Consider the following 13,719-nt stretch of genomic DNA (forward strand, 5'->3'; position numbering starts at 1 on the left):
CTGGAACTGCCTCCGTGCAGGCCGAACCAGGGGCGGGTGTTGCTCGGCTTCACCCATGAACCTGTGGTCGCAGGTTCATCGGCGTTGGCTTCTTCGCGGGTAACCCGCTCCCACAGGTGCTGCACAGGCTGCAAGACGGGTGCGATCCCTGTGGGAGCGGGTTTACCCGCGAAGAGGCCGGTAAGGTCTTACTGGTCGTCGCGGATCGAGAAGTTGGCCATGTGCTCCAGGCCTTTGATCAGCGCCGAGTGGTCCCAGTTGCCGCCGCCCAGGGCCTGGCAGGTGTTGAACACTTGCTGGGCATTGGAGGTGTTGGGCAGGTTGATGCCCAGTTCCTTGGCGCCTTGCAGGGCCAGGTTGAGGTCCTTCTGGTGCAGGTTGATGCGGAAGCCTGGGTCGAAGGTGCCCTTGATCATGCGCTCGGCATGCACTTCGAGGATCTTCGACGAGGCGAAGCCACCCATCAGCGCTTCACGCACCTTGGCAGGGTCGGCGCCGTTCCTGGCGGCGAACAGCAGGGCTTCGGCCACGGCCTGGATGTTCAGGGCAACGATGATCTGGTTGGCCACCTTGGCAGTCTGGCCGTCGCCGTTGCCACCTACGCGGGTGATGTTCTTGCCCATGGCTTCGAACAGTGGCAGGGTGCGCTCGAAGGCCTTCGGGCAGCCACCGACCATGATGCTCAGGGTCGCGGCCTTGGCACCCACTTCACCACCGGACACCGGGGCGTCCAGGTAGGCAGCGCCAGTGGCCTTGATCTTCTCGGCGAAGGCTTTGGTCGAGGTCGGCGAGATCGAGCTCATGTCGATCACTACCTTGTTCGGGCCTACGCCTTCGGCCACGCCGTTCTCACCGAACAGGACGCTTTCGACCTGGGGGGTGTCCGGCACCATGATGATGATGAACTCGGCTTCCTGGGCCACTTCCTTCGGGTTGGCCAGGGCCACTGCGCCAGCGGCGATCAGGTCGGCCGGGGCCGCGTCGTGGTGGGTGGAAACGAAGATGCTGTGACCTGCTTTCTGCAGGTTCTGCGCCATGGGCTTGCCCATGATGCCGGTGCCGAGGAAACCGATTTTAGCCATGACAATGTGCCTCTTTGTATTTGTTTAACCTGACTGCGGGCCTGCCCTGTGGGAACGGGCTTGTCCCGCGAATGCGATAGCTCAGGCAGTGGTGGTGTCTTTGCGGGCGCTTTCGCGGGGCAAGCCCGCTCCCACATGCGTTTTCAGCCAGCCCAGACCCGCTTCGGTAGTGGTCAGCGGCTTGTACTCCGCGCCCACCCAGCCCTGGTAGCCGATGCGGTCCAGGTGCTCGAACAGGAAGCGGTAGTTGATCTCGCCGGTGCCGGGCTCGTTGCGGCCCGGGTTGTCGGCCAGCTGAATGTGGTTGATCAGCTTCAGGTTGGCTTCCATGGTCCGCGCCAGGTCACCTTCCATGATCTGCATGTGATAGATGTCGTATTGCAGGAACAGGTTGTCGCTGCCCACCTCGGCCTGGATATCCAGGGCTTGCTGGGTGGTGTTCAGGTAGAAGCCCGGAATGTCGCGGGTGTTGATCATTTCCATGACCAGGCGGATGCCGGCGGCTTTCAGTTTGTCAGCGGCAAACTTCAGGTTGTCGACGAAGGTCTTGCGCACATCGGCGCACTGCAAGCCTTGCGGGCGGATGCCGGCCAGGCAGTTGACCTGCGTGTTGCCCAGCACCTTGGCGTATTCAATGGCCTTGTCGACCCCGGCGCGGAATTCCGCGACGCGGTCCGGGTGGCAGGCGATGCCACGCTCGCCTTTGGCCCAGTCACCGGCCGGCAGGTTGAACAACACCTGGGTCAGGCCGTTGGCCTCCAGCTGCTGCTTGATGTCGGCGGCGCTGAAGTCATACGGGAAGAGGTATTCGACGCCGCTGAAACCAGCGTCGGCGGCAGCCTTGAAGCGGGCCAGGAAGTCCTGCTCGGTGAACAGCATGGACAGGTTGGCAGCGAAGCGAGGCATGGTGTGTCTCCTTGCGGTGAAGGCCCCCGGCGCCCCTGCAACAGGGGCCGGCACGGGGGCGTCGGGCGATCAGTCCAGCAGCGAGATGGCGGTTGGCGCGTCGTTGCCGACCAGGGCCAGGTCTTCGAATTCGTTGACCGCGTTGATCTCGGTGCCCATGGAAATGTTGGTGACGCGCTCGAGAATCACTTCGACCACCACCGGCACGCGGAACTCTTCAGCCATCTTCTGCGCCTTGAGCAGGGCAGGGGCGATGTCTGCCGGCTCGAACACGCGGATGGCCTTGCAGCCCAGGCCCTCGACCACGGCAACGTGGTCGACACCATAGGTAGCGGCGTCGGTGGCGTTGATGTTCTCGAACGCCAGTTGTACACAGTAATCCATGTCGAAGCCACGCTGTGCCTGACGGATCAGGCCAAGGTAGGCGTTGTTCACCAGCACGTGCACGTACGGCAGGTTGAACTGCGCGCCCACCGCCAGTTCTTCGATCATGAACTGGAAGTCGTAGTCACCCGACAAGGCGACCACCTTGCGTTTCGGGTCGGCCTTGACCACGCCCAGGGCGGCAGGGATGGTCCAGCCCAGCGGGCCGGCCTGGCCGCAGTTGATCCAGTGGCGTGGCTTGTACACGTGCAGGAACTGCGCACCGGCGATCTGCGACAGGCCGATGGTGCTGACATAGCAGGTGTCCTTGCCGAACACCTGGTTCATTTCTTCGTAGACGCGCTGCGGCTTGACCGGCACGTTGTCGAAGTGGGTCTTGCGCTGCAGGCTGGCCTTGCGTTGCTGGCAGTCTTCCAGCCAGGCCTTGCGGCACTTCAGCTTGCCAGCGGCCTTCCACTCGCGGGCCACTTCGAGGAACACGTCCAGCGCCTTGCCGGCGTCGGAAACGATACCCAGGTCCGGGGTGAACACGCGGCCGATCTGGGTCGGTTCGATGTCGACATGGATGAACTTGCGGCCTTCGGTGTAGACGTCGACCGAGCCGGTGTGGCGGTTGGCCCAGCGGTTACCGATGCCGAACACCAGGTCGGATTTCAGCAGGGTGGCGTTGCCGTAGCGGTGCGAGGTCTGCAGGCCGACCATGCCGACCATCTGCGCGTGGTCGTCCGGGATGGTGCCCCAGCCCATCAGGGTCGGGATAACCGGCACGCCGGTCAGTTCGGCGAACTCGACCAGCTTGTCGCTGGCGTCGGCGTTGATGATGCCACCGCCGGCGACCAGCAACGGACGCTCGGCGTCATTGAGCAGGGTCAGAGCCTTTTCGGCCTGTACGCGGGTGGCGGACGGCTTGTGCACGGGCAGCGGCTCGTAGGCGTCGATGTCGAATTCGATCTCGGCCATTTGCACGTCGAACGGCAGGTCGATCAATACCGGGCCTGGGCGGCCGGTGCGCATTTCATAAAAGGCTTTCTGGAACGCATATGGCACCTGGCCTGGCTCCAGAACGGTAGTGGCCCACTTGGTCACCGGCTTGACGATGTTGGTGATGTCGACTGCCTGGAAGTCTTCCTTGTGCAGGCGAGCGCGCGGCGCCTGGCCAGTGATGCAGAGGATCGGGATGGAGTCGGCCGAGGCACTGTACAGGCCGGTGACCATGTCGGTGCCGGCCGGGCCGGAGGTACCGATGCATACGCCGATGTTGCCCGGATTGGCGCGGGTGTAGCCCTCGGCCATGTGCGAGGCGCCTTCGACGTGGCGAGCGAGGACGTGATCGATGCCACCGACTTTCTTCAGGGCCGAGTACAACGGGTTGATGGCAGCCCCCGGGATGCCGAACGCGGTATCTACACCTTCACGGCGCATGACCAGAACGGCTGCATCGATTGCTCTCATTTTGCTCATGGTTTGTGCCTCATCGATTTTGTAATTGTATACAACTTGCTTTGCGCCAGAGTGTATTCATGGCTGGCCGCTCAGGTCAACGGGTTTTCGTCGGTAGGGGATGCTTTCCTTCGAGCGCCCGAGAAAACGGGCGTTTGCGCTATCGCATACGATCGTTTCAAAATATTGTATACAAAAAACATCCTGTTGTGTTCTATTGGTTCTATTGGTTTCAACTGCCCTCAGGGCTTCTCACAACAAGAAGAGGACCTTTCCATGAACGCTTTGAACCTGAAAGTCGCGGTCAGCCTGGTGAACGCCGCGCTGGCGGCGGGCCGCAAGATCAATGCTGCGCCACTGACCGTGGCAGTGCTGGATGCCGGCGGGCACTTGCTGGCGCTGCAACGCGAGGACGGTGCCAGCCTGATTCGCCCGCAGGTAGCTACCGGCAAGGCCTGGGGCGCGATCGCCCTGGGCAAGGGCTCGCGCTTGCTGGCGCTGGATGCGCAGCAACGGCCAGCGTTCTTTGCCGCGCTGAACGGCTTGGGTGAACGGCCGGTGGTGCCGGCGCCGGGCGGCGTGCTGGTGCGTGATCAGGACGGCAAGGTGCTGGGTGCGGTGGGGATAAGCGGCGATACCTCGGATATCGACGAGCAGTGTGCGATCAGTGCGATCGAGGAGGTGGGGTTGCGGGCGGATGCGGGTGTAGCAGCCTAATTCTCTATTGGCTGTTCCGGCCTCTTCGCGGGTGAACCCGCTCCCACAGGATCATCGCAGGCTTGAAGCGCGTGGTATCCCTGTGGGAGCGGGTTCACCCGCGAAGAAGCCTGCGCCCGGGGTCAGGCCACCTCGGGCTCACAACCCTTGAGCACCATGCGGATGATGGTTTCGGCTGCCGCGTCATAATCGCTGTCGGCCAGCTTGGCCTTGCCGGTGACCGCCGAAATCTGCCAGTCGAAATCGGCATAGGTCTGGGTCGCTGCCCAGATGCTGAACATCAGGTGATGCGCGTCGACATGGGCGATCTGGCCGCGGTCGATCCAGCGCTGGATACATTCGATGTTGTGCCGGGCCTGCTCGTTCAGCTGCGCCACCTGGTTCGGCGACAGGTGCGGGGCGCCGTGCATGATCTCGCTGGCGAACACCTTGGACGCATGCGGCAGGTCGCGCGAAATGCGGATCTTCGAGCGAATGTAGGCACTCAGCACTTCTTTCGGGTCACCCTCGGCATTGAACGGGGTCGACGCCTGCATGATCGGCGCGATGATGCTTTCCAGCACCTCGCGGTAGAGGTTGTCCTTGGACTTGAAGTAGTAATACACGTTCGGCTTGGGCAGGCCCGCCTTGGCCGCGATATCGCTGGTCTTGGTGGCGGCGAAGCCCTTGTCGGCGAATTCCTCGCTGGCCGCGCGCAGGATCAGTTCCTTGTTGCGCTCGCGAATGGTGCTCATGGTCAGGGATCTTCCTCGTGTCTGGCCACCTCTAAGAGGGATCGGGAATGGTAGCACCGGGCTCGACGGGGGCTCAAGGCAGCGGCTTTGGGCTAGAATCGGCAGCATTCATTCATCCGGAAGCAGACAAACATGGCAGGAAGCAGTCTACTGGTACTGATCGACGACATCGCCACGGTGCTCGATGACGTCTCGCTGATGACCAAGGTAGCGGCAAAAAAGACCGCAGGTGTGCTGGGCGATGACCTGGCGCTGAACGCCCAGCAGGTCACCGGTGTGCGTGCCGACCGCGAGCTGCCGGTGGTGTGGGCGGTGGCCAAAGGGTCGCTGCTGAACAAGGCCATCCTGGTACCGGCGGCACTGTTGATCAGTGCGTTCATTCCCTGGGCGGTGACGCCGTTGCTGATGCTGGGCGGAGCCTACCTGTGCTTCGAGGGCTTCGAGAAGCTGGCGCACAAGTTTCTGCACAGCAAGGCGGAGGACGAGGCGCAGCACGAGGCGCGCAAGGAGGCGTTGGCGGATGCCAACGTTGACCTGGTGGCGTACGAGAAGAGCAAGATCAAGGGCGCGGTGCGCACCGACTTCATTCTTTCCGCGGAAATCATCGCCATTACCCTGGGCATCGTCGCCGACGCGCCGTTGAGCCAGCAAGTCATCGTGCTGGCGGGCGTTGCGGTGGTCATGACCATCGGCGTGTACGGGCTGGTGGGTGGTATCGTCAAGCTTGATGACCTCGGGCTGTGGATGACGCGCAAGGCATCCCGCCTGGCCCAGGCAGTGGGTAATGGCATCTTGCGGGCTGCGCCGTACATGATGAAGAGCCTGTCGGTGATCGGCACTGCGGCGATGTTCCTGGTTGGCGGCGGGATCCTGGTACATGGCATCGCGCCGTTGCATCACGCCATCGAGGCGTTCAGCGAAGGGCGTGGCGGGGCATTGACCGTGGCGCTGCTGAACGGCGGTGTCGGGGTTGTGGCCGGTGCGGTGGTGCTAGCCGTGGTGGGCATTGCGGGGAAGCTGTGGCGGGCGCTTCGGCCGGCCACCTGAGTTGCATGGCCGGGGGCTTTGCCCCGGTTCGCGGGCAAGCCCGCTGCCACAGGGAATACACAGTTTGCGCAACCTGTGCCGTACCTGTAGGAGCGGCCTTGTGCCGCGAAGGGCTGTGCAGCAGCCCCTATGCTCCGGTCAGAAGTGCACCTTCACCAGGAAGCTCATGGTGTTCTGGTCAGTGGTAAAGGCATCGGAATCCTTGATGCCGTACTTGTTCTTCCAGTAGTCGTACTCCACGCCCACGTACAGCTGCTTCTCACCCAGGTGCAAGGCCTTGCCCAGGTCGTACTTGATCTGCGGGTTGAAGTGCAGGTTGGCCTGGTAAGTGCCGCGACGGTTCTCGTCGTTGTCCACCACCCAGTCCATGAAGCCGTCGATCAGCACGTCGGAGGAACCGACCGGGATGGTGTACGACCACACCGGGGTAATCTGCCACACGTTGTCGCCGGCACGGCTGCCATCGGTGGTGCGGTTGTAGAAGTTCAGCTGGAAGTAGTCGAAGCCGGGGATGGCCAGGTCGAAGCCAGGGCCGATCAGGTACGCCTCGGTGTCACCCTCGCCAAATTCGTAGGTCATCGCCAGCAACACGTCCTTGACCGGGCCGAACTCGAGCTTCTGGTCGAAGATCTTGCCGAAGGACAGGCGTGGGCTGATCTCGCCATAGTAGGTGTTCGGGCCATTACCCGCGTCTTTCTGGCCCTGGTAGAAGATCTTGTCGACGAAGATGAAGTTGTCGCCGTACTTCCAGGCGTCGGCGTGCTCGAAGGTGAGCGTTTGCTGGATCGCCGGGTTGACCTTGAAGTTCTTGCCCCACAGGTAGGTCAGGCTGTTGTTCTGCCATTGCAGCAGGTCGCCGCCGAAGGTGGTGCCGCAGGCCAGCAGGCCGCTGGCGAGGATCAGGCTGTTGATGGTACGCATTGCGAGTTTCGCTCCCTTGTTTGATCTGTTGTCAGCGCGTCATCGCGCTTTTTTTGTCTTTCGAGTCAGTTTTTTTCGATGGGCCACAGCTGTTTGGCAAGGGTTGAGCCAACTTTCCCGGGCTGGCAAAACCTTCCTGCTCGACTTCGTTCTGAACGGATGAAAAGGGTCTTTCAGGCTGGCAACACGTTGGCCAACCGCCCGTATTCATTGACTGAGCGGTCAGTAAACGCAGGCAGAATCCGTTCTGCCCTGATCGAGGGGGCGCGCAGATTACTGGCTTGCGCGCCTTGCCTCAAGTGCTCCGTCCTGGAGCGCGACGGACCAAACTTGTGCGTTTGGTCAGTTTTTTAGAAGTGCACCTTGACCAGTGCACTGGTGACGCTCTGGTTGCTGTCGACGTTGCCCTGGCTGTCGATGCCGTACTTGTCCTTCCAGTAGCTGTACTCGATGCCCACGTACAGCTGCTTGGCGCCCAGGCCAAGGGCTTTGCCGAGGTCGTACTTGACCTGCGGGTTGAATTGCAGGTTGGCGTGGTAGGTACCGCGACGGGTCTGGTCATTGTCCACCACCCAGTCCATGTAACCGTCGATCAGAATGTCGGATTTGCCCACAGGCACGGTGTATGACCACGCCGGGGTGATCTGCCAGACGTTGTCACCGGGGCGGCTGCCTTCGGTGTTACGCAGGTAGAAATTCAGGGTGAAATAGTTGAAGCCGGGGATCGCCAGGTCGAAGCCGGGGCCTATCAGGTACGCCTCGTTGTCGCCCTCGCCGCGCTCATAGGTCATGGCCACCAGCACATCCTTGATCGGGCCCAGTTCAAACTTGTGACCGGTAATCTTGCCCAGCGACAGGCGCGGGCTGAACTCGCCGTAGTAGCTGGTGACGCCTTTCCCCGGGTCGGCCTTGCCGTTGTAGAAGACTTTATCGACGAACATGAACGTGTCGCCGTACTTCCATTTATTGGCGTGCTCGAAGGTGATCGTCTGCTGGATGCGGGGGTTGACCTTGAAGTCCTTGCCGTACAGGTAGGTCAGGCTTTCGCCGTGCCACTGCAGCCATTCCCCGGCGTGGGCGGGGAGGGTGGCCAGCAGGCTGCTGCCCAGCAAGAGGGACGAGGTGATGCGTTTCATGTCGTGGTTCCCGGACTTATTGTTTTTGTTGGGTTTTTTTGGCGCACAGGCGCCCCGGGCGGCCCATTCCGGCGGGCCGACGGTGCAGCGTTTACGACCAGGACGAGGCAGGGGCGGCAGTGCGCCGCCCCCTGTTGCTCCAGGGCGGCTTGCTTCAGTGCTGGTGGCAGGCGTTGTGCGCCGCGCGATCGGCACCGCCGAGGATGTTGAACAGCACGTTCAGCACCAGGGCGCTGACCGTGGCCATGGCAATGCCACTGTGGGTGATAGGTTCCATCCACTGCGGCATCTGGGCGAAGAACTCCGGGCGCACCACGGGAATCAGCCCGAAGCCGACACTCACGGCAACCAGCAATTGGTTGCGACGGTCGCCGATGTCCGCCTCCTGCAAGATCTTGATCCCGGTGGCGGTAACCATGCCGAACATGGCGATGGAGGCGCCGCCCAGTACCGCCGGCGGGATCGAGGCAATCAGGAAGGCCGCCTTGGGCAGCAGGCTGAGCAGGATCAGCAGCGCGCCGGCCACCACGGTGACATAGCGGCAGCGTACCCCGGTCATCTGCACCAGGCCGATGTTCTGGGCGAACGAGGAATGGGTGAAGGTGTTGAAGAAGCCGGCGACGAAGGATGCTCCGGCGTCGCACAACAGGCCGCGGCGCAGCATGCCCGGGGTAACTTCGCGGCCGGTCACCTTGCCCAGCGCCAGGAACATGCCGGTGGACTCGACGAAGATGATCACCACCACCAGGCACATGGACAGGATCGGTGCCAGGCTGAAGGTCGGCATGCCGAAGTGCAGTGGGGTGACCACTTGCAGCCACGGTGCCTGGCTCAGGCCCGACAGGTCGACCATGCCGATGGCGCCGGCCAGGATGTAGCCCAGGCCCATGCCTACCAGCACTGAAACGTTGACCCAGAATCCACGCATGAAACGGTTGATCAGCAGGATCACCGCCAGCACCAGGCCGGCCACCAACAGGAAGATCGGCGCACCGAAGGTGCCTGCCTGCTGGCCACCACCGGCCCAGTTGACCGCCACCGGGAACAGCGACAGGCCGATCGAGGTGATCACCGTGCCGGTGACCAGAGGCGGGAAGAACCGTACGACCTTGGACATGAACGGCGCGATCAGCATGCCGAAGAACCCGGCGGCGATGGTCGCGCCGAAGATCCCCTGCAGGCCCACCCCGGGCATGCCGGCCATGGCCACCATGCTGCCGACGGCAGCGAAACTGGCCCCCATCATCACCGGCATGCGGATGCCCACCGGGCCGATACCGAATGACTGGATGATGGTGGCGACACCCGCCACCAGCAGGTCGGCATTGATCAGGAAAGCGACTTCTTCACGGGACAGCCCGGCGGCCTGGCCGATGATCAGCGGCACGGCGATCGCGCCACCGTACATCAGCAGGACATGTTGCAGACCAACCAGGATCAATTGGAGCAGGGGCAAGGGCTCTCGCGGCGGCGCAACAGGGATATACGCCTTGCGTGACTTGGACATGCAGCACCTCGAGTTTTGTTTTTATTCTCGGATCCAAGCGCCGGCACCAGGCGGCAGGCTCACGCTGAGCCTGGGGTGCCGCCTGGGGGCTGACGCTCGATGCTTGCTTGTTGCGTGAATCTTCAGGTTCGAGGCCGGGCGTGCCGGCCTCTTTGCGGGTAATCCCGCTTCCACAGGAAGCGGTGATGCCCCGACAGTGGTGTTTCAGTTGACCGGCGCGCCTTTGGCGATCCAGTCACCGACGAGCTTGCGCTCTTCGGTGGTCATCTGGGTGATGTTGCCCAGCGGCATGATCTGGCTGGCGACCGCTTGCGCCTGGATGCGCGCGGCCTGGGCCTGGATCTGCTGCGGGGTGTCGAACATCACGCCAGCAGGCGCGCTGCTGAACAGTGGGCTGGTCGGCTTGGACGAGTGGCACACGGTGCAGCGTTCCTGGATGACATTGTGGATCTTGTCGAAGCTCTCGCCGCCTGCCTGGGCCGTGGCCTGGGCTGGGGCTTCGGCGGGCGCGGCAGGCGCTGCGGCAGCCTTGGCGGCGTCCTCGGCACGTTGCTCGGCAGCGGTCTTGCCACCCACAGCGGTCGCCGGCAGCGGCTGGTACTCGATCTGCGCCGCGGCCTGGTCAGGGCTGATGGCCATTGGCTTGGGGCCGGTCACGTAGGCCAGGCAGATCATCGCCAGGGCACCGACCGGCAGGGTCCAGGCGTACTTGTTGCTGTCATGGCGGGTGTTGAAGTAGTGGCGGATGAGGACCGCGGCTACTGCAATGCCGGCCAGGATCAGCCAGTTGTACTGGCTACCGTAGGTGCTCGGGAAGTGGTTGCTGATCATGATGAACAGCACTGGCAGGGTGAAGTAGTTGTTGTGGCGCGAGCGCAGCAGGCCTTTTGCCGGCAGTACCGGGTCGGGCGTCTGGTTGTTCTCGATCGCCGCCACCAGCTGGCGCTGGGCCGGCATGATGATGCGGAACACGTTACCGACCATGATGGTGCCGATGATCGCGCCAGTGTGCAGGTACGCACCACGGCCGCTGAACACCAGGCTGAAGCCCCAGCAGGCGGCGATGATCAGCACGAACAGCACGGCACCGAGCAGCGCTGGCTTCTTGCCCAGGGGCGAGTCGCACAGGAAGTCGTAGATGAACCAGCCGGCGATCAGCGAGCCGATACCGATGGCCACGCCTTCGGCGCCGCTCAGGGTGCTGCCAGGGGCCAGCAGATACAGCGTCGGGTTCCAGTAGAACACCACGCACAGCAGGGCGATACCGGACATCCAGGTGAAGTAGGCTTCCCATTTGAACCAGTGCAGGTTCTCGGGCATTTTCGGTGGTGCGAGCTTGTACTTCTCAAGGTGATAGATACCACCGCCGTGTATTGCCCAGAGATCACCCGACAACCCATCGCGCGGGTTGCTTCGGTTCAGGTGGTTCTCCAGCCAGACGAAGTAGAACGATGCACCGATCCAGGCTACGCCGGTGATCATGTGAACCCAGCGAATGCTCAGGTTCAGCCATTCGTGAAGGTGTGCTTCCACAGTATGTACCTCTTGCCGGTCACCCGCTCAGGCTGGGCCGTTGCATGACCGACCTTTTCTTATTGGTGGGGATTGAGGATCAGCATCTGTTCCTCGGTGAAGTAATGCTCGTCGCAGTTGTTGCCAGAACCGCTGCGATCAACCACCAGGAAGTCATCCCGCTTTTCGATCGTCAGCACCGGGTGGTGCCAGACGCCGCGATGGTAATTAACGCCCTGCCTGCCATTACTGCGGAAGGCCCGGACCAAGCCTGATACAGGTGCATCGCCAACCGGCGCGACCACGATCAGAAAGGGGTTGCCGAGCAGCGGGATGAAAGCCTGGCTGCCCAGCGGATGGCGTTCCAGCATGCGCACGGTCAGCGGCATGTCCAGCGCGTCGGCGCGGAAGATGCTGATGATCGCCTTGTCTTCAGGCTCGGCGGTTTCCACCGTGGCGAGCTTGTGGAAGCGCATGGTCGAGCCGTTGTTGATCATGAAGTGGTCGCTGCCATCGGTTTCGATCACGTCTCCGAAGGGGGCGAAGGCTTCTTTGCTCAGGGGCTCGATCATCAGGGTGCGCATGCGGATATCTCTTCTATGTTCGTTGTTCTGGTTCAGGTTCAAGCGTTGCCGCGCCGGTTACAGCTGCAGCAGGCGGAACAGGGCGATCAGGTTGATCTGCGCCAGGGCTTCCTTGAATTCGGCATCGGCGTCGTTGTGGATGCGCTTTTCGAAAGCGGCGAGAATCTGGTGCCGGTTGCTGCCTTTTACCGCCATGATGAACGGGAACTGGAATTTGGCCTTGTAGGCATCGTTCAGCTCGGTGAAACGGGCGAATTCTTCCGCGGTGCACTGGTGGATACCGGCGCCGGCCTGCTCGTTGGTGCTCGACTCGGTCAGTTCGCCCTGGATGGCAGCCTTGCCAGCCAGGTCCGGGTGCGCGTTGATCAGCGCCAGCTGCTCGGCGTGGCTGGCGCTGAGCAGGATGTCGCTCATGCGCTGGTGCAGCGCCTCGATTTCGTCCAGTTCAGCCAGCTGGCCCAGGTCGTAGGCCTTTTCCGCAACCCAGGGTGAGTGCTCGTAGATGTCGGCGAAGGCCTTGACGAAGGCTTCACGGTCCAGGGCGGATGGCTTGAGGGTCTTGAAGGCGGTCATCAGGCGTTCTCTTTCTGGTACGGGTGGGTGGTGTGCCAGTGGCGGGCGATGTCCACGCGACGGGCGAACCAGACCCGGTCATGGCTTTTGGCGTAGTCGACGAAGCGCTTCAGCGCGGCCAGGCGCGCCGGGCGACCGACCAGGCGGCAGTGCAGACCGATAGACAGCATCTTCGGTGCTTCGGCGCCCTCGGCGTACAGCACATCGAAAGCGTCCTTGAGGTACTGGAAGAACTGCTCGCCGCAGTTGAAGCCCTGTACCTGGGTGAAGCGCATGTCGTTGGTGTCGAGGGTGTAGGGGATCACCAGGTGCGGCTTGCCGGTGGGGTTGTTCGGCTCCCAGTAGGGCAGGTCGTCATCATAGGTGTCGCTGTCGTAGAGGAAGCCGCCTTCTTCCATCACCAGGCGGCGGGTATTCGGGCCGGTGCGGCCGGTGTACCAGCCCAGCGGGCGTTCACCGGTGATTTCGGTGAGGATGCGGATGGCTTCGAGCATGTGCTCGCGCTCCTGGGCCTCGTCCATGTACTGGTAGTCGATCCAGCGGTAGCCGTGGCTGCAGATCTCATGGCCGGCTTCGACCATGGCGCGGATCACGTCGGGGTGGCGCTGGGCGGCCATGGCTACGGCGAAGATGGTCAGCGGTACGCCGCTGTCCTTGAACAGCTTCAGCAGGCGCCACACGCCGGCGCGGCTGCCGTACTCGTAGAGCGATTCCATGCTCATGTTGCGCACGCCCTGCAGCGGCTGGGCAGCGACCATTTCGGAGAGGAACGCTTCGGATTCCTTGTCCCCGTGCAGAATGTTACGTTCGCCGCCTTCTTCATAATTGAGGACGAAAGACAGCGCGATGCGAGCGTTGCCCGGCCATTGCGGGTGAGGAGGGTTGTTGCCGTAACCGATCAGGTCGCGAGGATAGTCAGCGCTCACTGCAGTCTTCCTTCTTGTGCGTTTGTGCGGGGTGGGCGGACCGCGTCGGGATGTCGCACCACCGGATGGACTGATTGTATACAACTTCTGAAATCTTTTGTAAGCCTGTTTTTCCGCATTTCTTCCCTTTTGTCGCTTGGCAGCGGCTGAAGCATGTACTGCAAGAAACCTGCCTGATTGGTCAGCTTGTGACGTTGACGTCGGCTCGGAACCTGAGTTGCCTATGTATTTACGACCAAAGGAATGTGAC

General features: G+C 62.3%; 13 protein-coding genes. 2 read left to right on the plus strand and 11 right to left on the minus strand.

Features of this window, described 5'->3' with window-relative positions:
* Window positions 1-188: 188 nt before the first annotated feature.
* The 3 genes from ACVWZT_RS16670 to gcl form a co-directional block, all read right to left on the minus strand.
* The gene (locus ACVWZT_RS16670) at window positions 189-1,082 is read right to left on the minus strand and encodes a 2-hydroxy-3-oxopropionate reductase (RefSeq protein WP_457470326.1); all 894 of its coding nucleotides are present in this window, start codon (window positions 1,080-1,082) and stop codon (window positions 189-191) included.
* A gap of 81 nt (window positions 1,083-1,163) precedes the next feature.
* The gene (hyi, locus tag ACVWZT_RS16675) at window positions 1,164-1,988 is read right to left on the minus strand and encodes a hydroxypyruvate isomerase (protein WP_296231458.1); all 825 of its coding nucleotides are present in this window, start codon (window positions 1,986-1,988) and stop codon (window positions 1,164-1,166) included.
* A 69-nt stretch (window positions 1,989-2,057) separates the two neighbouring features.
* Window positions 2,058-3,833, minus strand: a complete 1,776-nt coding sequence (gene gcl, locus ACVWZT_RS16680) for a glyoxylate carboligase (protein WP_457470328.1) — start codon at window positions 3,831-3,833, stop codon at window positions 2,058-2,060.
* 255 nt (window positions 3,834-4,088) lie between these two features.
* On the opposite strand from gcl, the gene ACVWZT_RS16685 reads away from it, so the two are divergent.
* Window positions 4,089-4,529 (plus strand): GlcG/HbpS family heme-binding protein, encoded by a 441-nt coding sequence (locus ACVWZT_RS16685; RefSeq protein WP_170031013.1) that lies wholly within the window; start codon window positions 4,089-4,091, stop codon window positions 4,527-4,529.
* A 122-nt stretch (window positions 4,530-4,651) separates the two neighbouring features.
* On the opposite strand, the gene ACVWZT_RS16690 is transcribed toward ACVWZT_RS16685, so the two are convergent.
* Window positions 4,652-5,263 (minus strand): TetR/AcrR family transcriptional regulator, encoded by a 612-nt coding sequence (locus ACVWZT_RS16690; protein WP_112253045.1) that lies wholly within the window; start codon window positions 5,261-5,263, stop codon window positions 4,652-4,654.
* A gap of 132 nt (window positions 5,264-5,395) precedes the next feature.
* Here ACVWZT_RS16690 and ACVWZT_RS16695 point away from each other — a divergent pair, with 132 nt between their 5' ends.
* The gene (locus tag ACVWZT_RS16695; protein ID WP_296231451.1) at window positions 5,396-6,310 is read left to right on the plus strand and encodes a DUF808 domain-containing protein; all 915 of its coding nucleotides are present in this window, start codon (window positions 5,396-5,398) and stop codon (window positions 6,308-6,310) included.
* 138 nt (window positions 6,311-6,448) lie between these two features.
* Here ACVWZT_RS16695 and ACVWZT_RS16700 read toward each other — a convergent pair whose 3' ends face one another.
* From ACVWZT_RS16700 to puuE, 7 genes are all read right to left on the minus strand, one after another.
* The gene (locus tag ACVWZT_RS16700; RefSeq protein ID WP_457470331.1) at window positions 6,449-7,231 is read right to left on the minus strand and encodes an outer membrane protein OmpK; all 783 of its coding nucleotides are present in this window, start codon (window positions 7,229-7,231) and stop codon (window positions 6,449-6,451) included.
* Window positions 7,232-7,581: 350 nt separating this feature from the next.
* On the minus strand, window positions 7,582-8,367 hold the full coding sequence (locus ACVWZT_RS16705) for an outer membrane protein OmpK (protein ID WP_170031007.1): 786 nt from the start codon (window positions 8,365-8,367) through the stop codon (window positions 7,582-7,584).
* Window positions 8,368-8,521: 154 nt separating this feature from the next.
* Complete coding sequence (locus tag ACVWZT_RS16710; protein ID WP_457470332.1) at window positions 8,522-9,874, minus strand: nucleobase:cation symporter-2 family protein; 1,353 nt, start codon at window positions 9,872-9,874, stop codon at window positions 8,522-8,524.
* A 204-nt stretch (window positions 9,875-10,078) separates the two neighbouring features.
* Window positions 10,079-11,407: a urate hydroxylase PuuD gene (locus ACVWZT_RS16715; RefSeq protein ID WP_457470334.1), complete on the minus strand. Its 1,329-nt coding sequence runs from the start codon at window positions 11,405-11,407 to the stop codon at window positions 10,079-10,081.
* A 59-nt stretch (window positions 11,408-11,466) separates the two neighbouring features.
* Window positions 11,467-11,970: an ureidoglycolate lyase gene (locus tag ACVWZT_RS16720; protein WP_056801462.1), complete on the minus strand. Its 504-nt coding sequence runs from the start codon at window positions 11,968-11,970 to the stop codon at window positions 11,467-11,469.
* Window positions 11,971-12,027: 57 nt separating this feature from the next.
* A complete protein-coding gene (gene uraD / locus ACVWZT_RS16725) occupies window positions 12,028-12,543 on the minus strand; it encodes a 2-oxo-4-hydroxy-4-carboxy-5-ureidoimidazoline decarboxylase (RefSeq protein ID WP_170031001.1) in 516 nt (171 codons plus the stop codon).
* Window positions 12,543-13,469 carry an allantoinase PuuE gene (gene puuE, locus ACVWZT_RS16730; protein ID WP_296231445.1) on the minus strand — a complete coding sequence of 309 codons (927 nt, stop codon included), beginning with the start codon at window positions 13,467-13,469 and terminating at the stop codon, window positions 12,543-12,545. The genes uraD and puuE overlap by 1 nt, the downstream gene beginning before the upstream one ends.
* Window positions 13,470-13,719: the final 250 nt, after the last annotated feature.

The sequence above is a fragment of the Pseudomonas sp. TE21394 genome, from assembly GCF_054057835.1.